Source organism: Mediterranea sp. An20, from assembly GCF_002160055.1.
In the GTDB taxonomy this organism is placed as follows: domain Bacteria; phylum Bacteroidota; class Bacteroidia; order Bacteroidales; family Bacteroidaceae; genus Bacteroides; species Bacteroides avicola.
Genome location: NZ_NFJV01000031.1, coordinates 1 through 24,170, shown reverse-complemented (window position 1 = coordinate 24,170; position 24,170 = coordinate 1). Strand labels below are relative to the sequence as shown.

Annotated in this window: 22 protein-coding genes; 15 read left to right on the top strand and 7 right to left on the bottom strand. The window is 51.5% G+C overall.

Features of this window, described 5'->3' with window-relative positions; translation table 11 throughout:
• The first annotated feature begins 298 nt into the window (after positions 1 to 298).
• Both B5F34_RS14595 and B5F34_RS14590 read left to right on the top strand, forming a co-directional pair.
• Positions 299 to 2,077, top strand: coding sequence for a LysM peptidoglycan-binding domain-containing protein (locus B5F34_RS14595; RefSeq protein ID WP_087340461.1), 1,779 nt, complete (start codon positions 299 to 301; stop codon positions 2,075 to 2,077).
• A 27-nt stretch (positions 2,078 to 2,104) separates the two neighbouring features.
• Positions 2,105 to 2,803 (top strand): porin family protein, encoded by a 699-nt coding sequence (locus B5F34_RS14590; protein ID WP_087340459.1) that lies wholly within the window; start codon positions 2,105 to 2,107, stop codon positions 2,801 to 2,803.
• A gap of 374 nt (positions 2,804 to 3,177) precedes the next feature.
• On the opposite strand, the gene B5F34_RS14585 is transcribed toward B5F34_RS14590, so the two are convergent.
• The 7 genes from B5F34_RS14585 to proS form a co-directional block, all read right to left on the bottom strand.
• Positions 3,178 to 3,588: a hypothetical protein gene (locus tag B5F34_RS14585; protein ID WP_087340457.1), complete on the bottom strand. Its 411-nt coding sequence runs from the start codon at positions 3,586 to 3,588 to the stop codon at positions 3,178 to 3,180.
• A 16-nt stretch (positions 3,589 to 3,604) separates the two neighbouring features.
• Positions 3,605 to 4,018 (bottom strand): hypothetical protein, encoded by a 414-nt coding sequence (locus B5F34_RS14580; RefSeq protein ID WP_087340455.1) that lies wholly within the window; start codon positions 4,016 to 4,018, stop codon positions 3,605 to 3,607.
• A gap of 112 nt (positions 4,019 to 4,130) precedes the next feature.
• Positions 4,131 to 5,273 (bottom strand): MFS transporter AraJ, encoded by a 1,143-nt coding sequence (gene araJ, locus B5F34_RS14575; RefSeq protein WP_087340453.1) that lies wholly within the window; start codon positions 5,271 to 5,273, stop codon positions 4,131 to 4,133.
• 130 nt (positions 5,274 to 5,403) lie between these two features.
• Positions 5,404 to 6,312 (bottom strand): exopolyphosphatase, encoded by a 909-nt coding sequence (locus B5F34_RS14570; RefSeq protein WP_087340451.1) that lies wholly within the window; start codon positions 6,310 to 6,312, stop codon positions 5,404 to 5,406.
• A gap of 189 nt (positions 6,313 to 6,501) precedes the next feature.
• Positions 6,502 to 8,589 carry an RNA degradosome polyphosphate kinase gene (locus B5F34_RS14565; RefSeq protein ID WP_087340450.1) on the bottom strand — a complete coding sequence of 696 codons (2,088 nt, stop codon included), beginning with the start codon at positions 8,587 to 8,589 and terminating at the stop codon, positions 6,502 to 6,504.
• A gap of 276 nt (positions 8,590 to 8,865) precedes the next feature.
• The gene (locus B5F34_RS14560) at positions 8,866 to 9,048 is read right to left on the bottom strand and encodes a hypothetical protein (RefSeq protein WP_087340490.1); all 183 of its coding nucleotides are present in this window, start codon (positions 9,046 to 9,048) and stop codon (positions 8,866 to 8,868) included.
• Between the two features lie 172 nt (positions 9,049 to 9,220).
• Positions 9,221 to 10,714, bottom strand: coding sequence for a proline--tRNA ligase (proS, locus tag B5F34_RS14555; protein ID WP_087340448.1), 1,494 nt, complete (start codon positions 10,712 to 10,714; stop codon positions 9,221 to 9,223).
• Between the two features lie 379 nt (positions 10,715 to 11,093).
• Between proS and B5F34_RS17620 the strand changes: the two genes are divergently transcribed.
• The 13 genes from B5F34_RS17620 to B5F34_RS14495 form a co-directional block, all read left to right on the top strand.
• A complete protein-coding gene (locus tag B5F34_RS17620) occupies positions 11,094 to 11,393 on the top strand; it encodes a hypothetical protein (protein WP_162609346.1) in 300 nt (99 codons plus the stop codon).
• Positions 11,308 to 13,563: an adenosylmethionine--8-amino-7-oxononanoate transaminase gene (gene bioA / locus B5F34_RS14550; protein WP_087340446.1), complete on the top strand. Its 2,256-nt coding sequence runs from the start codon at positions 11,308 to 11,310 to the stop codon at positions 13,561 to 13,563. Before B5F34_RS17620 ends, bioA begins: the two co-directional genes overlap by 86 nt.
• Position 13,564: 1 nt before the next feature.
• Positions 13,565 to 14,731 carry an 8-amino-7-oxononanoate synthase gene (locus B5F34_RS14545; protein ID WP_087340444.1) on the top strand — a complete coding sequence of 389 codons (1,167 nt, stop codon included), beginning with the start codon at positions 13,565 to 13,567 and terminating at the stop codon, positions 14,729 to 14,731.
• A gap of 7 nt (positions 14,732 to 14,738) precedes the next feature.
• Positions 14,739 to 15,407, top strand: a complete 669-nt coding sequence (locus B5F34_RS14540; RefSeq protein ID WP_087340442.1) for a pimeloyl-ACP methyl esterase BioG family protein — start codon at positions 14,739 to 14,741, stop codon at positions 15,405 to 15,407.
• On the top strand, positions 15,389 to 16,162 hold the full coding sequence (gene bioC / locus B5F34_RS14535; RefSeq protein ID WP_087340440.1) for a malonyl-ACP O-methyltransferase BioC: 774 nt from the start codon (positions 15,389 to 15,391) through the stop codon (positions 16,160 to 16,162). The genes B5F34_RS14540 and bioC overlap by 19 nt, the downstream gene beginning before the upstream one ends.
• 13 nt (positions 16,163 to 16,175) lie before the next feature.
• Positions 16,176 to 16,820, top strand: a complete 645-nt coding sequence (gene bioD / locus B5F34_RS14530) for a dethiobiotin synthase (RefSeq protein ID WP_087340437.1) — start codon at positions 16,176 to 16,178, stop codon at positions 16,818 to 16,820.
• A gap of 281 nt (positions 16,821 to 17,101) precedes the next feature.
• Positions 17,102 to 18,274, top strand: coding sequence for a glycosyltransferase (locus B5F34_RS14525; RefSeq protein ID WP_087340434.1), 1,173 nt, complete (start codon positions 17,102 to 17,104; stop codon positions 18,272 to 18,274).
• A gap of 705 nt (positions 18,275 to 18,979) precedes the next feature.
• Positions 18,980 to 19,483, top strand: coding sequence for a UpxY family transcription antiterminator (locus tag B5F34_RS14520; RefSeq protein ID WP_087340489.1), 504 nt, complete (start codon positions 18,980 to 18,982; stop codon positions 19,481 to 19,483).
• A gap of 25 nt (positions 19,484 to 19,508) precedes the next feature.
• The gene (locus B5F34_RS14515) at positions 19,509 to 20,111 is read left to right on the top strand and encodes a hypothetical protein (protein ID WP_087340432.1); all 603 of its coding nucleotides are present in this window, start codon (positions 19,509 to 19,511) and stop codon (positions 20,109 to 20,111) included.
• Between the two features lie 51 nt (positions 20,112 to 20,162).
• Entirely contained in the window at positions 20,163 to 20,810 is a 648-nt protein-coding gene (locus B5F34_RS14510; protein WP_087340430.1) for a sugar transferase, read from the top strand.
• Between the two features lie 13 nt (positions 20,811 to 20,823).
• The gene (locus B5F34_RS14505) at positions 20,824 to 21,198 is read left to right on the top strand and encodes a hypothetical protein (protein WP_087340428.1); all 375 of its coding nucleotides are present in this window, start codon (positions 20,824 to 20,826) and stop codon (positions 21,196 to 21,198) included.
• Between the two features lie 499 nt (positions 21,199 to 21,697).
• Positions 21,698 to 23,257 (top strand): ATP-binding protein, encoded by a 1,560-nt coding sequence (locus tag B5F34_RS14500; protein WP_087340426.1) that lies wholly within the window; start codon positions 21,698 to 21,700, stop codon positions 23,255 to 23,257.
• Between the two features lie 275 nt (positions 23,258 to 23,532).
• A partial coding sequence (locus B5F34_RS14495) for an Rpn family recombination-promoting nuclease/putative transposase (protein WP_087340425.1) occupies positions 23,533 to 24,170 on the top strand: 638 nt, incomplete at its 3' end.

Here is a 24,170-nt window from a genome sequence, read left to right as displayed (position 1 = left end):
TGCAGAAAACACAATATTGTATCAATGAATTTGCATAAAGCCGGGCAATGGCCATCCGTACAATTTGTGCCAGTCATGAGCTAAAATCCCATTATCCCTGCAAAAATACGTCTTTCCCCCCGAATTTCCATCTTCCCTCTTCAGTTTTTAAGCCTAAAAAAGCAGAATATTATTTCTTAACGAAATACGTTGGCAGGAATGACACATTATTCTTACCTTTGCCGCTAATTGGGAAAAGCATAAGCCTAAAAACCGATGCCCGTAAAACCATATATAAGGAAACATTAAGAATAAAGGAATGAAAAAGATTAGCCGACTTATCTGCACCCTCCTGATGGCAGGTTCGTGTATCATGCAAGCCTACGCACAGGAAAACGTAACTTTTTTCCTGCATACCATCGAAAAAGGACAGAGTCTCTACTCCATAGCCAGTATGTATGGCATCAGCCAGGCAGACATTGTACGCCTGAACCCCGGCACTGACGAAAGAATATACGCCGGACAAACCCTGCGCATCCCCCAAAGCACAGACAATACGCTGGCTCCTACTTTCCACACCATTGTCGAAGGGGAAACGCTCTACTCGCTGACCCGCCGCTACCATACCACGGCTAAAGCCATTTGCGACGCCAATCCTGGCTTGAGTGCCCAAAACTTCCGCGCAGGACAGGTCATCTGCATCCCCGTGGCCGACAAGAACCTGGCAACCGAAGACAAGAAGAGTGCTCCCCAGCAGAATGTACAAAACCCAGCAGAATCGCCCTGCCGCGACATGCACAAGGTGAAACGCCGCGAAACCGTGTTTAGCATCAGTCGCAAATACGGCATCACGGAAGAGCAACTCATCGCAGCCAATCCTGAAATCAAGGATAAAGAGAAGTTGGACCGGGGCAGTTGGCTCTGCATCCCCTACCCTCAAAAACAAACCGAACAAACTCCTACGCAAGAGCCTGCCCGCATCCCCACCGATGCCGAACTGTTTCAGGCCAACACAGAGAAGGCCCGACGATTCAAATCCATAAAAGCAGCAATCGTACTGCCCTTCTACGATGTGGTTCAAAGCGAAGCGGCACGCATGATAGAATATTATGAAGGCTTTCTAATGGCTGTAGACAGCTTGAAGCGCACCGGTACGTCTATCGACCTTTATACGTATAACTCCGGAAACGAAAGTGCGTCGCTCTCTACACTGCTCTCCAAACCTGAGATGAAACAGATGGACATCATCTTCGGACCGCTCTACCAGTCGCACATTCAGCCCTTGGCAGACTTTGCGCAGAAAAACGACATCCGGCTGGTCATCCCTTTCACCTCCAAGGATAATACGGTGTTCCGCAACCCTAATGTATATCAAATCAACACTCCCCAATCCTACCTCTACTCCGAAGTTTACGACCACTTCCTCCGCCAATTCGCCGGTGCCAATGTCATCTTCATCGAAGCCAGCCAGGGCACACGCGACAAGGCTGAGTTCATCAAAGGATTGAAAGAGGAATTGCGCCGCAAAGGCATTACCACATCGAGCCTGAAGGAAGATGCCACAACCGAATCGCTCAAGTCTGTACTGGCTGCCGGGCGTGAGAACGTGTTCATACCCACCTCGGGCACAAACGTTACTCTCATCAACCTGCTGCCCAAGCTCACCATGCTGGTACGCGAGGTGCCCGAACAGAGCATTCACCTCTTCGGCTATCCCGAATGGCAGACTTATACCAAGGACCACTTGGACGCTTTCTTCGAACTGGACACTTATTTCTATTCATCGTTCTATACCAACAACTTGTTGCCAGCCGCCGTACACTTCACCAAGAGCTACCAGAAATGGTATGGAAAGGATATGGACGAGCGTTACCCCAAGTTTGGCATGTTAGGCTTCGATACGGGCTATTTCTTCCTGAAAGGTCTCTCTAACTACGGTTCGGAGTTTGAAAAAGATATTCAGCAGCTGGACCTCATCCCCATACAGACGGGATTCAAATTCCAGCGCGTCAATAACTGGGGAGGATTCATCAACCGCAAAGTATTCTTTGTACACTTTACTAAGAATTTCGAACTCCTCAAACTCGATTTCGACTAATTCATCCCAATAATTATCCGGATACAGATGAAAACAAAATTATTATTTACCGCTTTCGCTTTCTTTTTCCTGTGCCTCTCCCGTGCCGGGGCACAGGTAGGGGAACAACGTTATAACCTTGCCTTGGGAGTGAACGGCGGTATCAACCTGAACAGGGTAAGTTTCTCTCCCACCATAGAACAAAAGAATCTGCTGGGTATAAATGGCGGATTCACGGCACGCTACATCTGCGAAAAATATTTCAGCATGATATGCGGCGCCCAAGTCGAAGTAAACTTCTCGCAACGCGGATGGGATGAATTTTACGAATACTACCCGGACGTTCATTATACACGCACGATGAACTATGTGGAGATTCCTTTCCTGGCCCACCTCGCCTTTGGAAAAGACCGGGGAATGCAGTTCTTCATCAACATCGGCCCTCAGATAGGTTTCCTTATCTCCGACAGCGAAAAACAGTCGGGCGATATGGACGGCATGTTGGAAAACAACCCATACGCTGACACCGAACAACACGGCAAACCCATTGATAATGAGTTTGACTATGGCATTGCAGGAGGACTGGGGGTGGAACTACGTACCAAAGCCGGAAATTTTCTGGTGGAAGGCCGGTATTACTTCGGCTTGTCCGACTTCTTCAGCAGCACCAAGAAAGACTACTTTGCCCGCTCTGCCCACGGAACCATTACAGCAAAAATAACTTATCTGTTTGATATTACAAAATAAGACTGTCTGTCGGAGCAATCTGCTTCTGCCAGACAGACACGCCCCCAACAGACACAGAGCCACGGAAACACAGGTTTTACATCCGTTCATGGAAGGATAACCTGTACCTCCGTGGCTCTGTATGCAGACATACCCGATGTCTGTAAATGGACAATGAAATGAATTGCAAATGAATTGCCTTTCATCCCGCTGACCCACAGCGGATTGGTTCTTATATATAAGGCCTATACCTTTTATCGCTTAGAAGCAGGCTTCTTATAGCTCAGCACGCGCTTAAAAACAGCTTTCAGGAAATTACGCTATCCCACACAGTTCTGCGGAGCTGCCTTCCCCACAACTGGAGAAGCATGAAAAAAATGGCCGGAATTCACTCCTCAATATCGGTACAGAATTACAGAACCGACAAAACGCCCGCCTACAAACAAATCTCCCGTAAGCTCATCCATTCCCACATAGAGGTGGGAAATCTCAATCAAAGGATACTGGTTGCCATAATCCAAAGAAAGCGTATTGCCCTGCAACATCCAACGGAAACGCTCTACCGTAGCTACCCGACCGCTTCCGTAATAACACTGCTCATCCTGCCCAAAGCCGTCGCTGTCAAAATAAAGACCGCTTTCCAATGGTTCTCCCCAAGGATCGGAGAATCCCAAATCGCCTACCCAAGTATAGCGCACCAGGCGGCCGAACACTACGTCTTCGTCTTGTTCGCATGAGGTGAACGACAGAAGAAGAGCACATACAGACAAGATTCGAAAGCATTGCAAGAACGATGTTCTCCTCATAAAGCTTCTCCGTTTATCAATGTTGGTAATTAGCTTCCACAAACGTCAGTTGCTCGCCATCTAACTCGCCGGACAAATAATGCTGCCGCACCCATACATTGTCCATATAACGCACTGTCCCGTCGGTATAAACCCACTGCAAACACTCCTTGCTCTCATCCGTCCAACGCCAGGTAATCTCTTTATCAGTGGTATTGGTACCTCCCGTAACGGGCAGAATCACTACTTCCTGGCCCTTGCCTCCGCTATAGAAGCGAAGCTGGTAGGTACCCGTCAGCCCTTCATCCGTTGTATAGTTTGTAATCCAAAGCTTGTTGCACAAGTCATTATCATTATTCTCAAGCGTGTAGTACACATCATCGCCACAGGATGAAAGCGTAAAAACAAATATACACACCCAAAGCATCCGCCAAGCATTCAATGTCTTCATAAATCTTTTTGTTTTAATTCAGTTTTACATAAAAGTCCCCGCTTATTCCGTCTCATCTCAAAGATACAGAAGGAATAAGCGAGGACAAACATACGGAAAAAAATGAGAAACTTCAATAATTCTTCTGATATTTCTTGTAAAAGACCAGAAACAGGAGAAAACCGACACACACAAAAGGCACACCTGCCAGAGCCGGATAACGGTATCCGCCCGTCACTGCCAACCCACCCACGTAGGCTCCCACGGCGTTGCCCAGATTGAAGGCTATCTGCACGGCGGCACCGCCCAGCATTTCTCCGCCAGGAGCCACACGGATAATAAGCACCTGCTCCGGGCCAGACACGGCAAAAAGGCCGGCAGTGCATAAAGCCATCAGCAAGGCCGAACACCAGGGATTGGAAGAGAAAAAGAAGACAAGCACGAGGCTGATACTGAGGATGCCCAACACAACCGTACCTACACGCCCCGGTGTGTAGCGGTCGGACAGGCGGCCACTGACAAGATTGCCAACCACCATACCAAAGCCAGCCAGCACCATGAGCGGAGTAACGCTTTCGGCACTGAATCCGGAAACCTGGGTGAGCAGGGGCGTAATGTAACTGTACCAACAAAACACTCCCCCGTTGCCCAAGGCCGTCGCTCCCAAGATGAGCCAGGGAGCTGGTTTCTTCAGGAAACGGAACTGGCCTTTGAAACCGGTATCCTGCAAGGCTTCTACATGGGGAATCCAACGCCAGATGTAATAAAGCACGATAATCCCCCAACAGCCAACCAAAAGAAAGGTTACACGCCACGAGATGAGGTGGCTGAACGAAGTGCCCAAGGGTACGCCAAACAAGTTGGCTACCGTCATGCCGGCAATCATGATGGAAACGGCTTCTGAGCCACGCCCCTCATCGGCCAGCTTCCCGGCTACAATGGAGGCCACTCCAAAATAAGCTCCGTGAGGAAGACCGGAGACAAACCGGGACAACAGAAGCATCCAGTAGCCGGAAGAGAAAGCGGCACAAAGATTACCTGCTGCCATCAGGACCACCAGACCTATCAGGATATGCTTCAAAGAATACTTGCGCGCCCATAACAGAATAGGAGCACCCCCACATACGCCCAAAGCGTAAGCTGAGATGAAATGACCTGCAGTGGAAATGCTGATACCTAAATCGGAAGCCACACTGGGCAGTATGCCCATCATGGCAAATTCGGCAATGCCCAGGGCTAAGGTGCCGAATGCCAATGCTATAAGACTCTTCTTCATAATTCGCGAACAGTTAATTTACCAGTAGTTTGTTTGAGCGTGCAAAAGTAAAAAACGGGGCGGAAACAGGCCTTGACGTATGTCAATTTCCAGCCTGCCTCCGTCCCGTTTCACACGGAAAGGCACAATGCTATTTCTTCTTTTCCTGGTCGCGCAGGTAAAGGGCGTCTATAATGCCGTCAGCCAAACCGATAACCGGCACGTGAACGTATTCGGCATGAACGATCTTGGCAATGGTCAGGAAAATCTCGGCTGCGGGCACAATGACATCCGCCCGGTCTTCCTTCAGCGAAAAGTCTTTCATACGCTGTTCGGGGGTAAGGGGCTTGAGTTGGTCATAGAGCATTTGCAGAGAGGCAACGGGCAAACGCTGCGTCTTCTTGTCTTTGTCTGCAGCCATGCGGTAGAGTTTGTTGATGTTGCCGCCCGACCCAATAATGTTGATGCCTTGAAAACCGGCGGTAAGCCTCCGCAGGTCGTCTTGCATGATGCTCCACGTTTCAGGCTTCACGGCTCCACTCAGAATACGAACCGTACCGATGTTGTAAGAGAGCGACTGCACCAGTTCGCCGTTAACCATCAGGTTAATCTCGGTACTTCCACCGCCCACGTCTACATAAATGAAATTACCCGTACGGTCCTCCAAACATTCTACATGGTTGTTGTATATCATGCGGGCCTCTTCCTGGCCGTCGATGATTTCAATGTGAATGCCCGTCTCACGCAAGATTTTGTTGATGACAGCCTTGCCGTTTTTGGCATCGCGCATGGCCGAAGTGGCACATGCCCGGTAGTCGGTCACCTCATAGATTTTCATCAGCTGGCGATAGGCTTTCATGAGGCGGCGCATCTTGATGATGCGTTCGTCAGACAACTTACCCAAGGCAAAGACGTCGAAACCCAAACGCAGGGGGACACGCAACAGCAATACCTTGGCCAGCTTGCGGCTCACCAGATTCTCGTTTTCTTCTTCCCGCTTAATCAATAGCCGCGCTGCATTCGAACCGATGTCGATGGCGGCATAACACTTCTTACTCATATTATTCTCTTCATATCATATAAATGGTTATTCTTTAGTCGTACCCTAACAAGAACCCCTAACTGGTATTTCCGCTCCCCATAACCGCGATAGTCCAATAACAAGAATGGCATCTCCGGTTATGGGAAGAACCACTCCTCCTGCCAGATGTAAAAATGCCCCCGACAGATGACAGGAGGAAGTGAGAGGTTAATGCAGGTCTTGCTGTGTGTCCTTCTCCAACCTGCAATAATGCTTGTAGAGTTCTTCCTGCGAACGGAACGGTTGTTCCTCACCTGTAGTCCACGGCTGATTTTCGCCCCGTCCGTCCACGATGCGTCCCTGGCAGGTATCACGCAAGCCATAGTCCACCACCGTGCGCAAGTCTGCCTTAATGGCAGGATCATAGACCGGTGTCACTACCTCTACACGGTTGTCCAAGTTACGCGGCATCCAGTCGGCCGAACCGATGAAGCATTTCTCCTCTCCCCCGGCTGCAAAGATAAAGATGCGCGAATGCTCCAGATAACGGTCAATGATGCCGTTGATGCGGATGGTCTCACTTACCCCCGGAATGCCCGTTACCAGCGAGCAGTTGCCCCGCAACACCATGTCGACAGGCACGCCCGCAGCCGAAGCCTCGTAAAGTTTCTTCACCATGGTCTCGTCGGTGACATGGTTTATCTTCATGCGTATATAGGCAGGCTTCCCGGCCTTTTTGTTTTTGATTTCATCATCTATCAGCTTCAGGAACTTCTTCTTCATCTCATTGGGCGACACGAGCAGTTCCTTGAACCGCACAGGCGTATAAGGCTTTTCAATAAAGCTGAACACCGCGTTTACATCGGTTACGATGCTCTTGGCGGCAGTCATCAGCATGAAGTCCGTATAGATGCGGGCATTCCCCTCATGGAAGTTACCCGTACTGATGCAAGCAATATCAGCTCCCGTCTTCATACCGATGTGCGTGATTTTAGAGTGCACCTTCAGTCCCTCCACCCCGAAGATGACATGTATACCGGCATCCTGCATGAGCTTGGACCAACTGATATTGGAAGCCTCGTCGAAGCGTGCCAGCAGTTCGATGACTACTGTAACCTTCTTGCCGTTTCGGGCGGCATTGATAAGAGCATTGACCACTTTCGAACCTTTGGCCAGACGGTAAAGGGTGGTTTTGATGCTCTTTACATTCTTGCTGATAGCCGCTTCCTGAAGTACACGAATATAATAGTCAAAACTGTGGTAGGGCACATGTATGTATCGGTCATGCTCTTGTATAAGCTTCAGCAGGCTGACATTCTCGTCCAGTTCATGCTTGATAAGGGGTGGCCAAGCCGGATATTTCAAATCCTTACGGCCACAATCGGGAAACGACATAAGGTCTTTGTGGTTATGATACCTACCTCCAGCCAACACCGTATCCAGTTTATCCAGATTCAGTTTGTTCATCACCCGCTTCAGCAAATCCTTGGGCATACCAGCATCGTAAATGACACGTAGGGCATCGCCCTTGCGCCGGCTCTTTACTCCCTTGGAAATTTTTTGCAGCATACCATTGCGCAGGTCATTGTCTATCTCCATCTCGGCATCTTTGGTAAACTTGAAGGCGTAAGCTTCATAGGCTACGAAATCCATGCCGCTGAATATCATGGGAAGACAGAAGCGGATTACATCGTCCAGATACATCAGATAGCTCTTCCCCTCCTTGTCGGGCAAATGTATAAATCGTCCGCATACAGCCACGGGAAGTTCGATGAGGGCATAGTCGGCAGCTTTGCGTGCATCGGTATGGAGCTTTACGGCCAGGAAGATGTTGTCGTCGGCAGCCTCGGTAAGCTCTCGCACGGCAGAGAGCCACACGGGGTTGACAAATCCACTCAGCTTCTGACGAAAGAACTGGCGTACAAAAGCCTGTTGGTCTTCACTCAGTTCATCATCTTTCAGCAAGAAGATGTTTTCTTCGCGCAAGGCCTGAGTAACATCGCGGATTGCCTGTTCGTATTCCTTGGCATACCGGTTGTTCAGGCGAGTGATTTGCTTGATGAGCTGGGAAGCACGTTCACTCTCCCGGCGTACGCTCTTGTCATCGCACTCGGCTATGCGGCTCAGTGTAGCCATACGCACCCGGAAGAATTCATCCAGATTGTTCGAATAGATGCCCAGAAAACTGAGACGCTCCAACAGCGGAATCTGCGTTTTGGTTGCTTCCTGAAGGATGCGCCGGTTAAAATACATCCAACTAAGGTCCCGGTCGATATAGGTCTCGGGCTGACCTTTTTTGCTGATAGTCTTAGCCATTGATATATCTGTTAAATATTAAATATCAGTCTATTGACGCGCTGAGGCATGGAGAGTTCCTCAGCGTGTCTTCAAGCTTGTATCCAACAACCGCTTTATTCTGCGCGAATTTAGCATTTATATTTCAATCCACGCATCACACAAAACATTTATTTTTAGGGAAGAAACTATACAAAACAGACCGTACCTGCATCACGCGGGCACGGTTCCGAAGAGAATTTATGGAATATTACGTAAGAAGTTCCTTACTTCCACAGCGACTTGTATGTCATGAGATTAAACATACTCCTCTACCATGTACATGTCACTGATGAAATCATCGATGACCCGTTCCAAATTTTCGAAGGCTTCATCGGGTGTTTCCCCATAAGCACTACACAAAAGATTGTCTTTGTAGTAAGCGAAGAATCCTCCGCCTGTAGCGGCTTCCACCGTGCATTCGTTTTGGTTCAGTTTCATAATAGTGTCCTCCTTCATTGGTTTTGCACTGCAAAGATAGGAAGGGGATGTTGCAACGGTGTGACATGAGAGTTACGAAGAAGTGAAGAACTAAAAGCTAAGGGTGTGCCCCCACGCAAGGTAATAAAACCTATCGGAGACACACCCAATGCTAATAACCTCGGAATCAGAATCAATAAGAACGTGCGAAAATGACGCGCCGCTCCGAAGGCTTTCCTGTCACCATACACTTGCCCGGCTCTTTGTCGCCTGGCACGAAAGAATCGAACGGGATACAACGGATAGTAGCCTTGGTCTCTTCTTTGATGCGGAGCTCTGTTTCGGTAGTGCCGTCCCAGTGAGCCAGAATAAAGCCGCCTTCCTCTATCTTCTCCTTGAACTCGTCGTAGGTATCGGCTGTAGTGATGCGTGCATTGCGGTAAGCCAGTGCCTTCTGATAGATATTGGTCTGGATGTCTTCGAGCAAATCTTTCACATATTGCCCGATGCCGTCACACGTACGGGTTTCTTTCTCCAGCGTGTCGCGACGCATCACCTCAATGGTGTTGTTCTCCAAATCGCGTCCTCCCATGACAAGGCGCACGGGCACGCCCTTCACCTCGTAATCGGCAAACTTGAATCCCGGGCGCTTGTTGTCGGCATTGTCATACTTCACGCTGATGCCCAAATCTTTCAGGCAAGCTACGATTCCTGCCACTTTCTCGTCTATCTGGTGCAGCTGCTCCTGACTCTTATAAATAGGAACAATCACCACCTGGATAGGAGCCAGATGCGGAGGCAATACAAGTCCGTTGTCATCCGAATGCGTCATGATGAGCGCTCCCATCAGGCGGGTAGATACTCCCCACGAAGTAGCCCATACATATTCCAACTGGTTGTCCTTGTTGACAAACTGCACATTGAAAGCCTTGGCAAAGTTCTGCCCCAAGAAATGAGAAGTGCCGCTCTGCAATGCCTTGCCGTCCTGCATCATGGCCTCGATGGTATAGGTATTGAGGGCACCGGCAAAACGTTCGTTGGCCGATTTAACGCCTTTAATGACAGGCACAGCCATGTATTTCTCGGCAAAGTCACCATAGACGTTCAGCATCTTCACAGCCTCGGCCTCGGCCTCCTCACGGGTGGCATGGGCGGTGTGGCCTTCCTGCCACAAGAACTCGGCTGTGCGCAGGAAGAGGCGGGTACGCATCTCCCAACGGAACACATTGGCCCACTGGTTGACCAGGATAGGCAGGTCGCGATAGGAATTAATCCAGTTCTTATAAGTATTCCAGATAATGGTTTCCGAAGTGGGGCGGATGATAAGTTCTTCCTCCAGCTTGGCCTCGGGATCAACCACTACGCCTCCTCCGTTGGGGTCATTCTTCAGGCGATAGTGAGTCACCACGGCACATTCCTTGGCAAATCCTTCTACATGTTCGGCCTCGCGGCTGAGGAAAGACTTGGGGATGAGCAAGGGGAAATAGGCATTGACATGACCTGTTTCCTTAAACATATCGTCCAGCTGACGCTGCATTTTCTCCCAGATGGCGTATCCGTAAGGCTTGATGACCATACATCCGCGCACGGCGGACTGTTCGGCCAGGTCGGACTTCACCACCAGTTCGTTGTACCATTGCGAATAGTTCTCGCTCCGTTTGGTAAGGTTCTTTAATTCTACTGCCATTTTTATTCTGTTCTTTTAATGTTTTTAGCTTCCGATTACAAGGGCGCAAAATTACGAATTTTCAACCGAAAGCAAATCAAGTAAGAAAGATTTGTGTGAAAAAAAGCGGCGGAAGTCCTGTCCGGCACTATCCGCGCCTCACTGAATCTCATGCAGGAACCCCGTTGAAACACAGGCACCTGCCAGGCTGGTTGCTGCAAAGCCTTTCGGAGCAGACTTCTAAGCGTTGCGAAGCAAACTTCTAAGCGCTGCGGAGCAGCCCTCTTATATATCGGCCACAAACCGCCACCCGCAAATGCACAAAATTATCCGCAAGACACCAGAATCACCGAAAAAATGAGTAAGTTTGCATCCGCATTAAACAATAAGAATCCGGAAAATGAAGCAGACCATGCAATCTATCAACCGCCCTGCCCTGCGTTTCCGATGCTGGAACCGTGGGCGATATGCCGCCTTTGCCAGCATGGGGCGGTGTGTCACCATCGGACATCTGCATCATGACGTTGCCGACCGCGCGCTCTGCAAGCAGGTGAATACGGGCACGGTCGCCTTCATTACCGAACATGAACCCTCTGATTTTAAAGAAGACCCTTATGAAAATACAAGACTTGAAAGAGAAAGTCCTCCGGGGCGGGAACATCACCCTGACGGAGGCCCTGTTTCTGGCCGGACAGCCTGATAAAGAAGCCCTGTACGAAGCCGCCCACGAGATAACCTTCCGTCTGGCCGACCGGCGCGTAGACTTCTGTTCCATTATCAACGCACGTTCCGGCCGTTGCCCGGAAGATTGCAAGTGGTGTGCCCAGTCGGTCCACTACCGGACGGACGCAGAAATTTATGACTTGGCACACCCGGACGATTGCCTGAATCAGGCATACCAGCATGAGTTGCAGGGTATTGGACGGTTCTCGCTCGTTATCAGCGGACGACGCCCCTCCCGACAACTGCTGAAGCGCATTTGCGACACGGCCCGCTACCTGCGCCACTATACTTCCATCCGACTCTGCGCTTCGCTGGGCCTGGTAGACGAAGAAGGCATGCGCCAACTGGCCGATGCTGGCATCACGCGTTACCATTGCAACCTGGAGACAGCGCCTTCTTTTTTCCCCACACTTTGCTCCACACACACCCAGGATGACAAAATTGCCACTTTGCAGGCTGCCCGACGCGCCGGACTGGAAGTTTGCAGCGGAGGCATCATCGGCATGGGCGAGACCATGGAGCAGCGCATAGAACTGGCATTCAAACTGCGGGAGTTGGACATCACTTCCGTCCCCCTCAACGTACTGGCTCCTATTCCCGGCACCCCCTTGGAACATCAACCTCTCCTGGACGATGAAGAACTGCTGACATCTGTGGCTATCTTCCGGTTCATCCTGCCTCGCGCAGCCCTGCGATTTGCCGGAGGACGAAAACGCTTCTCCAAAGACGTGCAGCGCCGGGCCATGTACATCGGTATCAATGCAGCCATTACAGGCGACCTGCTCACAACTACCGGCTCCACTTCTACCGAAGACCACCGGCTGGCCCAAGAAGCAGGTTATGAGACGGACGACACACAGGCAGACACCTTGCATCTGTGGCATCCCTACACTTCTACTTCGCGCCCATTGCCTGTATATAAAGTGGCAAGCGCACGGGGAACAACCCTCACGCTTTCGACAGGACAACAACTTGTAGACGGCATGTCGTCGTGGTGGTGCGCCATACACGGATATAACCGCCCCGAACTGAACCAGGCAGCCCATGAACAACTGGAGCAGATGTCGCACGTAATGTTCGGCGGTCTGACACACGAACCCGCCATCGAGCTGGCACAACTGCTCCTGCCTCTGATACCGCCCAGACTTCAGAAGATATTTTATGCCGATTCGGGGTCTGTCTCGGTGGAGGTGGCTATGAAGATGGCCGTGCAATATTGGTATGCCAAGAGCCGCTCCCACCCCGGACTGGAACATCTGGCACAGAAACAGAACTTTGTAACCATCCGCAGCGGGTATCATGGAGATACCTGGAATGCCATGTCGGTATGCGACCCCGTCACAGGCATGCACTCACTGTTTGGCCCCGCCCTGCCCAAACGCTTCTTCGCCCCACAACCCCGCTCACGTTTTGACGAAATCTGGGATGAAGAAGACATTATCCCCCTGCGCTTCCTTATCGAAGAACATGCCGATACATTAGCCGCCCTCATTCTGGAACCCATCGTGCAGGGCGCAGGCGGCATGTGGTTCTACCATCCGCAATACTTGGTGGAAGCTGCCAGACTTTGCCAGGAATACGGAATTCTGCTCATTTTCGATGAAATTGCAACTGGCTTCGGACGTACAGGAAGGCTCTTTGCCTGGGAATATGCCGGAGTGGAGCCGGACATCATGTGCATCGGCAAGGCACTGACAGGAGGCTATATGACCATGGCTGCCGTGCTGGCCACCAACGAAGTGGCAGACATGCTCTCGGCACAGACACCGGGGGTGTTCATGCACGGCCCCACATTCATGGGAAACCCGTTGGCATGCGCCGTAGCATGTGCCTCCATCCGTCTGCTTACCTCACGGGAATACGACTGGCAGGGCAAGGTGTTCCGCATCGAACGCCAGCTCAAAGAAGAACTGGAACCGGCCCGCGCCCTGCCGCAAGTAAGCGATGTCCGGGTGTTGGGTGCCATCGGTGTCATCGAACTGAAACAGCCTGTGGACATGGCCCGCATGCAACGCCGCTTTGTAGACGAAGGCATCTGGGTGCGCCCCTTCGGACGGCTGGTCTACGTCATGCCGCCTTATGTCATTCAACCCGAAGAATTATCTAAACTGACACAAGGACTTATCAAAGTAGTAAAAGGCATCTAATATGGATAAACTGATAAACGACCTGCAAGCCAACCTGGAGGAACTGAAAATAGCGGGCAATTACCGTTCCCTCGCACATGCGGTACAGGAAGGACGCTACTTACTGAAACAGGGCGAATGCATGCTCAACCTCTCATCCAACGACTATCTGGGGTTGGCTGCCGACCATGCGCTCTACGCCGAATTTCTCCACAATGCGCCTCCCGAACACCTCATACCCTCCAGTTCCTCTTCGCGGCTGCTCACCGGCAACCATCCCGTGTTCGATGAACTTGAAGTGGCTCTGGCACGCCTCTACGGCACCCAGTCAGCCCTCGTGTTCAACAGCGGCTACGATGCCAACACCGGCATTCTGCCTGCCTTTGCCCAACGCGGCGACCTCATCCTGGCCGACAAACTGGTACACGCCAGTCTCATCGACGGCATGCGACTGAGCCAAGCCCACTGGTTCCGCTTCAAGCACAACAACCTGACGCACCTGACGCGCCTCCTCCAAAGTAATGCTGCCAACTACCGCCGCATCATAATCGTCACCGAGAGCATTTTCAGCATGGATGGCGATGAAGCTCCACTCCGCGACATCGTCCAACTGAAACGGCAGTATCCCCATGTCCTGCTTTACGTGGACGAAGCACACGCCTTCGGGGTGCGCGGTCCGAAAGGACTGGGATGCGCCGAAGAAGCAGGGGTACTTCCTGACATAGACCTGCTGGTGGGCACACTGGGCAAAGCAGCTGCCTCGGCCGGAGCCTTCGTAGCATGCAACCAGACCCTACGCAACCACTTAGTAAACCACATGCGCCCCTTTATCTTCACCACTGCCCTGCCCCCGCTGGTAGCCGCATGGAGCCTCTACATTGTCCGTCACCTGCCGGAAATGCAAGGAAGGCGGCAGCGTCTGGCAGAAATCACACGGCATGTGCACGATGCCCTCAACAGGCAAGGCATTCAGACCGCCTCGCGTAGCCACATCATTCCCCTGCCCGTAGGAGACAGCACGCAAGCCCTGCAGTTGGCCGAAGAAATGCAACGACACGGCTTCTACCTCCTGCCCGTACGGCCACCTACGGTACCCGAAGGAACCGCCCGCCTGCGTCTTTCGCTGCGAGCCGACCTGGTGGACGAAGAGGTGGAGAAACTAATCAAATATCTGTCTTCCAAGAAATAGAATTCTGATGCAACACGAATTTCTCATCCAAGAACATCATCCCCGCCTGCTCCTGTTCTTTGCAGGGTGGGCTTCGGATGCTACTCCTTTCCGTACTTACCGGCCTGGAGGACGGGACTTCCTGCTCTGCTACGACTACCGTACCTTGGACGCCAATTTTGCTCCTCTCGATGCCTACGAAAGTATCGACGTGGTAGGCTGGTCGATGGGTGTATGGGCTGCCACCTATGTAGTACCCCGCCTGCATGTACAGTTAGGACAAAGCATCGCCCTGAACGGTACCCCCTTTCCCATAGACCCGGAGTGCGGCATCCATCCCGACATCTGGCAAGGCACCTTGGAGCACCTGAGCCCTGCCTCCCTGCATAAATTCTGCCGACGCATGTGCCTCAACACCGAAGCCTTCCACGACTTCCTGCGCGTTACTCCCCACCGTCCCGTAGACGAACTGGCCGACGAGATGCGTGCCATCTCTCGCCTGCGTCTGTCCCTGCCCGCTCCTGCTTTCAGCTGGACACAAGCCGTAGTAGGCACACAGGACCGCATAATTCCACCCGACAACCAACTCCGCGCCTGGCAAAAACAGGGAGTGGCTGTCCATACACTGGATGATGCGCACTATAGTGTACCCATGTTTCAACATTATCTGCAAGACGTATGGAAAAACAACAGATAGCCGCCGGATTTGCCCGGGCACGGAAGACCTACGACCGGGAAGCACGTGTACAACACCAAGCTGCCGCCGAAATGCTCCGACTGCTCCGGGATTATGCCTCCCCCGACGACCTGGCCGATGGTGCTTTGCTGGAGGTGGGATGCGGCACGGGCATTTACTCACGCCTCCTGCAACAAGCCTTCCACCCACAAGAGATGTGGCTCAACGACTTGTGCACGGAGATGCAGCAAAGTCTCAACGACCTTTTAAGCCTGCCCGATGTACATTTCCTGCCAGGCGATGCCGAGACTTTGCCCGTGCCCCCCCGAACACGAGTCATCACCTCGTGCTCGACATTGCAATGGTTCACCTCGCCCCGTCAGTTCTTTGTCCGGTGCTCCGAAGTCCTGCCACCGGCCGGCATACTGGCCTTCAGCACCTTCGGACCATCCAACCTGCAAGAAATACGGGCACTCACAGGCAACGGACTGTCCTATTTCACCCCCGATGAGCTGGCTGCGATGTTTCCTCCGGACCTCAAGTTGCTCCATGCTTCGGAAGAAATAGCCACGCTTACCTTCCCCACGCCGGCAGACGTACTCCGTCATTTGAAGCAAACGGGAGTGACCGGCACCGAGAAGCGTATCTGGACCCGTACCCGCCTCCAGCACTTCACCGACAATTACATCCGGCTTTTTGCACAAGACGACGGAAAGGTTCCACTCACTTATCACCCTATTTATATAGTAACCCGGAAAGTCGAACATTCTTCATAAACAATAAAAGACTATGAGCAACAACATTTTCTACATCAGCGGCATTGATACCGATGCCGGAAAGACCTATTGCACAGGCTGGCTGGCCCAACAACTTCAGCGGGCAGGCTTGCGCGTCATCACCCAGAAACTCGTACAGACTGGCAACACCGGTCACTCCGAAGACATAGACCTGCACCGAAAACTGATGGGTACCGGTCTACTGCCGGAAGACAAAGAAGGGCTCACTGCCCCGGAAATCTACTCTTATCCCTGCTCGCCACACCTGGCTGCACGCATCGACCAACGTCCCATAGACCTCGAAAAGATAGGACTGGCCACCGATGAACTGGCACGACGGTATGATACGGTACTTGTAGAATGTGCCGGCGGACTGATGGTTCCCCTCACCGACGAACTCCTCACCATCGACTACATCGCTTCACGGCATGCCCCTCTCATCTTTGTCACTTCGGGCAAATTGGGCAGCATCAACCACACCCTGCTCAGTTTCGAAGCCATCCAAAAACGCGGTATCCCACTCCATACTGTGCTATACAACCTCTATCCGGAAGTAAAAGACACAACCATCCGCGATGACACAATGCACTATCTGCAGCACTACATAGAACGGCATTTTACGGGAACACGCTTTGATGTAGTGCCGGTTCTTCCATAAAACATCGCTTTGAATTTCTAAGGAATTGTGCAAAATTAAGTGATACAACACAGAGACACGGAGGCACAGAGTTTTTGTTTTCTTGTCCACGGTTCACAGAGTTAGTTTCCCATCTCTCGTATGCGACGAAGCCGCGGACTCTGTGCCCTCCCGTCATTTTTCCGACAGAAAGTCACGGAACTTTGTATCTCTGTGTTTGATAGAAACTAAATGGTCCTGCACCCGCACCAATCTCCGGATTTTTTGTAAATTTGCAGCGCTCTTACTCATAATATCATCCTATGGAAGCTTTCACTTTCGACAAAAACGAAACACTTCTACTGGCCACGCTGGGTGGTCTTCTGCTCATTCAGGCACTCTATTACGCCTGCCTCTACCTGCGTATACCCCGTCATGCCAAAGCCGCAAGGCAAGGTGACATATCTTTTGCCACGGAATACCCTCCACTGTCTGTTGTCATATACGCCCGCGAAGCTTGCGAATATCTCCGTGCCAACCTGACCTCCATCTTATCACAAGACTATCCGCGCTTCGAAGTCATTGTCATTACAGACGGAACCGATGACGGCACAGCCGACTATCTGACCCAACTCCGCGAATCGTATCCCCACCTCTACCACAGCTTCGTGCCTAATTCATCCCGATACATCAGCCACAAGAAGCTGGGACTCACTCTGGGCATACGGGCTGCCAAATACGACTGGCTGGTGATGACCGAACCCGACTGCCACCCTGAAAGCAACCAATGGCTCCGCCTGCTGGCACGTAACTTCACCCCCTCCACTCAAATAGTGCTGGGACACGTCGGCTATGCCAGGGGAAAAGGATGGCTGCACAAACGTATTGCTTACGATAATCTGTTCCAAGCCATCCGCTATCTAGGTTTCGCTCTCGGCGGGCACCCTTACATGGGATTGGGTGGCAACCTGGCCTACCGCAAGGAACTGTTTTATCAAAACAAAGGTTTTTCAGAATACCTCAACCTGGTGCGCGGCGACGACGACCTTTTCATCAACCAAGTGGCTATGGGCGAAAATACACGCGTAGAGATTGACACCGCCTCGGTGGTGCGCCGCACACCCTGCGCCCGTGCCAAAGACTGGCGGGAAGAGAAAATAGGCTATGCCTCTACAGCCCGTTTTTACAAAGGTACCCAACGATATGCCGCCGGTCTGGAGACGCTGACCCGCCTGTTGTTCCATCTGTCATGGCTGACGGCTCTTGTCATGGGCATCCTCCTGCAGCAATGGCTGATGGCAGCCGTGGCTTTGACTGCATTCTTCCTCCGTCTGGCTCTCCAGTTGTATGTCATCAACCATAATGCACGGGCTTTGGGCGAAGAACGGCGCTATTACTTCACACTTCCCGTCTTCGACCTGCTTCAACCCCTGCAGTCCCTGCGCTGGAAACTCTGTTGCGCTTTCCGGAATAAGAGCGAATTTATGAGGAAATAAGCGCTTTCCAAATTCCACACTATTATTTGTTCGGGCATCCTGCTGCTGTCAGGGTGCCCGACTGTGTTTCTGGCCCTCGCCTTTGGGAATTTCCATTTCAAGAACGGGATTAGAGTGGTGTGTACCGCCTGCAAGGTGCAAGCCGATGCTTCCTTGCGTGCCAGACGCACCCTTACTATGCCGTAGACAAAAAGAAAAACAAGATGGGAAAAACTGGAGGTTCAGAACCGCCATCCATACACTGCTTCATGGAGGCTTTGTGTTGTACGAATAGGTATATCTCTTCGTAGGAGATGTACCGCGGTGCAAAGTTAGGCAAAATATTGATTAGAGCAACTTCCAGGACATTTAAAAATCAAATTCTGTTTATTTTTTTGTTTAGCATTGTTGGTCTTGTTTAGCATTCCCTTCTGCCTTTCCCCTTTCTACTATCTGATTTCCATACGGTTATAACAAATCGTACATCTCCTACGAAGAGATGTACTGCAACAATAGTTGTACACATGACCGTCGCACAACGGGAAATACCGGTCGGGCTGATGCCGGAACTTTTTCAGGAGCCCGAAATAACCGTTTGGGTATCTGCAGATTACAACCGTCTGCAGGATTGATAAAATTGTCTTGAAACGAAAAATGGAAGCCACAACGGGCATAAAGATTCCGGCCGACAACCAGGCGGGAACAGGCCACAGGCAATGGTTCGTGATGCGGGACCTGAGCCGGAGCAATGCCAAACTGCCGGCACGAGAAATGCTGAGGGAAAAAAACATCCGGCATTTCACGCCGATGGTCTGGCTGATGGCCACTGCAAACGGAAAACGGCAGCCCAGACTGGTGCCCTATATACAGGACCTGATATTCGTGTACGACACAAGGGAAGTGATTGACCCCCTGGTGGAGCGGATACGGACTTTCCAATACCGGTACCTGAGGAACACCTGGAGGGAACCCATGACGGTCAGGGACCGGGAGATGGAGAGGTTCATACGGGCCGTGGAAAGTACACAGTCGCCCAGGTATTATACCCCGGAAGAAATCACACCGGACATGCGGGACAGAAAAATACGAATCATTGGAGGACCACTGGACGGATACACGGGGACACTGGTCACCGTCCGGGGATCAAAACACAAAAGGCTGCTCGTGGAAATACCCATGCTCCTGGCTGCAGCAGTGGAAGTGGAACCGGAGTATATCAAACTGGTATAACGATATAAAGATACAAATATTCAATATGTTTACCCCGCTCCCCACCCTGCGCCGCCTGTGCGCAGCATACGACCGCATGGGAAAGGACTCACTCATCGTGGACTTCCGCCGGATGGAACGCTGGTATGAGGCTGCAGAACGGGCCGTGGAAGGAAGCTTCGCAACGGCACGAAACAACGGGATGGTGCGGACAGCACTGTGCCGTTGCCTGACCTGCTACTTCTACCTGTCGCACGCCGAACGGGACGACGAATGGTATGCCTACCTCACCCAAACGGCCGATGAATGGGTAGACTCCCTCACACCGGACGGACTCTGGCAGGGCATCACCATCCCCGAAGCCCTGGAGCGAATCGAGGTGATGAACCGAATATCCTACATGCTGCTCGACCATTCGCGGGACGCGGACATACGCAGAGCTTACGCCTGCTATGCAAAACGCATCCACAACCTGTCCAAGCATTCCGTACCCGTGCTGGAACGATGGTACACACTCTGCACCGAAGGAAACGCAATCCCATTCAAACCCGAAGAGGCACAGAAAACCGCTGACAGGCTTTGCCGGATGGGACAGAAAAAATACAGCAACGCTGAACGGGAAATGAAACGGTGGAACCTGCCGGAATAGATAGGAAGCCCTTGAATACAATCTCTATAAATCCTCTTTAATGACTCCACAATGAAAGAAGAAAAAAATAATAACATGAACGACGACCGCTTCATACGGGACGGAATGAACGGGTTTGAACGGAATGTAAAACGGTTTGTCGACTGCATCCTGGCACTGACAGCCCTGATCATTTTCGCACCGCTCTTTCTGGTTTGCTACATAGCAGTAAAACAGGAGGACCACGGACCGGCCATCTTCAAGCAGGAGCGCATCGGACGTTTCGGACGCCCATTCTACATCTACAAGTTCAGAAGCATGAGGCTGGATGCGGAAAAGTCCGGACCGGCATTATACAAAAGCGGATGTGACCCACGGCTGACAAAGGTGGGGAAGTTCCTCAGGGAACACCATCTGGATGAACTGCCGCAACTATGGAACGTCTTCATCGGGGAAATGGCGTTCATCGGACCAAGGCCGGAACGGAAATTCTACATCGACCAGATAATGGAGCGTGACCCGCGCTATCGGTACCTCTACCAGATACGGCCGGGAGTTACCTCCTACGCCACACTCTACAACGGCTACACGGACACCATCGAAAAGATGCTCCGCAGGCTGAGGTATGACCTGTTCTACTTGGAGCACCGGTCCTGGTGGTTCGATTTCAAAATCCTTTGGATGACTTTCAGAAACATCATATTCGGAAAGAAATTCTAAAATACAACCAGACATGCCATCCGGATACAACCTGAAACAACTGATACAAAACGAAATTCGTCCCATCCTGAGGAAGGAGGACGGAAACCGGGAAGCGATGTACCTGTACAGCCTCGGCACATACTGGGTGGCTTTCGAGACTTCCGCCTTCCAACTGGCATGCCGGTGCACAGGTGCCAGCATCATACCGCTCCGGATCAGGGAGGTGCCCCACCCGGTCCTCGCAGCCTGTGTCCACAGAAAAGACCTTCCGGCCTGCAGCCAACGCCTGGAAAGGATGACGCTCCCGGCACCCCATGTAGACATGGGACGGTACCGGCAATGGAGGGAGAAAAAGCTGGAGTGGTTCCTGGAGGATATGGAGAAAGTGAAAAACAGAAAAGCATAAACTGCTATCCGCGTATCCTAAAATGGCATTTTAGAACGCTCAAATGCCATTTTAGCCGGCTCAAACGGCATTTGGCAAACGTGGTTACGGATGTTTACCGCGACACCCTGCTGAGTTCGGACGAAAGGAAGCACTTGGATGAGATTGATCCTTAGCCGTTTAAGGTAAGCTCTGCACCGGCGGCGTGACAGTTGTGACAGTACTTTTATAACTTTTTACGCGTATGTACGCGAGAAACGTTTTTATAATCTTATATTACGTATATACGCAGAGAAAGTTGCAAAACCACTGTCACGTCTGTCACGGACGGCACGGTTCTTTTATATAAAAAGAGCATGTAAAGGGTTAGCACGCTCAAACTAAGGGTTAGTACGATAAACCTTAGAGTTAGCACACTAAACCTAAGGTTTATGTGAAGGATGAATTCACGCAAAAAGATTGGTCGTCTCAACCGTTTTCATTATCTTTGTGCTACAGAACCCGAAAAAACTTCAACAACATGGAACAGCCAAGGCGTTACCCCATAGGGATACAGACATTTTCCGAGCTTGTAAACAAGCAATATCTGTACATTGACAAGACAGAATACGTGTACCGCATGGCACACGGCAATTCCAAATACCTGTTTCTGAGCCGGCCCCGCCGCTTCGGCAAGTCGCTGCTCACCAGCACGCTGCATGCCTATTTCGAAGGCCGGAAAGAATTGTTCAAGGGTTTGGCAATCGAACAGTCGGAGACGGAATGGACACCGCATCCGGTGCTGCATTTCGACATGAGTACGGCCAAACATACGGATAAGGAAGCGCTTGTATTGGAATTAGAACGTAAGCTGCTGCAATATGAGCAGATATACGGGCGCGGTGAAGGTGACATACTGCCCAACCAGCGCTTGGAGGGTCTGATACAGCGTGCCTATAAACAGACCGGCAAAGGGGTAGTGGTCCTCATTGACGAATACGATGCTCCCTTGCTGGACGTGATGCACGAAGAGAAAGACCTTCCCGTGCTCCGTAACGTGATGCGCAACTTCTACAGTCCGCTGAAGGCTTGCGACCCTTACCTGCGCTTCGTGTTCCTGACCGGCATCACCAAGTTCTCGCAGCTGAGCATCTTCAGCGAACTGAACAACATCCAGAACATCAGTATGCTGCCCGAATATGCCGCCGTCTGTGGCATCACTCAGGAAGAGATGGAAACGCAAATGGACAAGGACCTGGATGTGCTGGCTTCCCGCCTGGAACTGAGCCGCGAAGAGACGCTGCAACAGTTGAAGGACAACTACGACGGCTATCACTTCACGTGGCCATCGCCCGACATCTACAATCCCTTCAGTCTGCTGAATACCTTCAGCGTAGGACGGTTGAATTCCTACTGGTTCGGTAGCGGCACGCCGACCTACCTGATTGAGATGCTCCGGAAATACCATGTCTCTCCCCAGGAAATAGGCGGCCGTGAAACGATGGTGGAAGATTTTGATGCCCCCACCGAACGGATGACCGACATCACCCCGCTGCTCTATCAGAGCGGTTACATCACCATAAAGGATTGTGACGAGATTACCGGACAGTACCTGCTTGACCTCCCCAACAAGGAAGTCCGCATCGGCCTGTTAAAAAGCCTGCTCCCGCTTTATTTGCCTCACCGAAGCATAGAAGGCAAGAACATGGTGGCAAATATGTACCGTGCCCTCCGTGTGGGGAACATGGATATGGCATTGCAGCACCTGCAGCAGTTCCTCGCTACGGTTCCCTATGCGGAAAATACCAATTACGAGGGCCATTACCAGCAATTGCTATATGTCATCTTCAGCCTGCTGGGCATGTACGTGGATGTGGAAGTCCGCACGCCTCATGGACGGGTGGACATGGTGTTGCGCACAGCAGACACCCTCTATGTGGTGGAACTGAAGCTGGACCAAACCGCCGAAACGGCGATGCAGCAGATAGATTTGAAGAATTATCCCGAACGTTTCGCCTTGTGCGGGCTGCCCATCGTCAAGGTAGGCATCAATTTCGACAGGGAGAAACGGACGATTAGCGACTGGAAGATTGAGCAGTGAAAAATGCCTTTCATCGTTTGGAATTTCCCCGATGAATTCGTTAATTTGCAGGACATAAGTAATCAATTAGATTTAATTTATATCCAACACAGAGCCACAGAGCCACAAAGTTCTGTAACTGTCTGTCGGTAAAAATGACGGGAGGGCACAGAGTCCGCGGCTTCGCCGCATTCGAGAGAAGGGAAATTAACTCTGTGAGCTATGGAGAAGAAAACAAAAAACTCTGTGTCTCCGTGCCTCTGTGTTTGGTATCAACCGATAAAGAAGAAAGAACGATGGGCTCGGAAGGTTTTCAAGAACGTTTTGTCAATCCCTATACGGACTTTGGTTTCAAGAAGCTGTTTGGAACCGAACTGAACAAGGAACTGCTAATCAGCTTCCTCAATGCGTTGCTACCGGAGCGCGAGCAGATCATGGACGTGACGTATCTCAACACGGAACATTTGTCTGACCAGCCCGTCGAGCGCCGTGCCGTTTTCGACGTATATTGCACGAACGAGAAAGGCGAACGTTTCCTGGTGGAGATGCAGCGGGGCGAGCAGCAGTTCTTCAAGGACCGCAGCCTGTACTACGCCACCTTCCCCATCCGTGAGCAGGCTAGTCGCGGCAACGATTGGGACTACCGATTGAAAGCCGTCTATGTGATAGGCATCCTGAACTTCACGATGGATGATTGTGCCGATTCCTATTACCGCCGGGAGGTGAAACTGATGGACACCCGCACGAAAGATGTATTCTTTGACAAGTTGACCTTCGTCTACCTGGAGATGCCCAAGTTCAACAAGACGGAGTCTGAGTTGGAAACCATGTTCGACAAGTGGCTGTTTGTGCTCCGCAACCTTTCCCGCCTGATGGAACGTCCCGTCGCCTTGCAGGAACGCGTGTTCACCCGTTTGTTTGAAGCGGCAGAGAT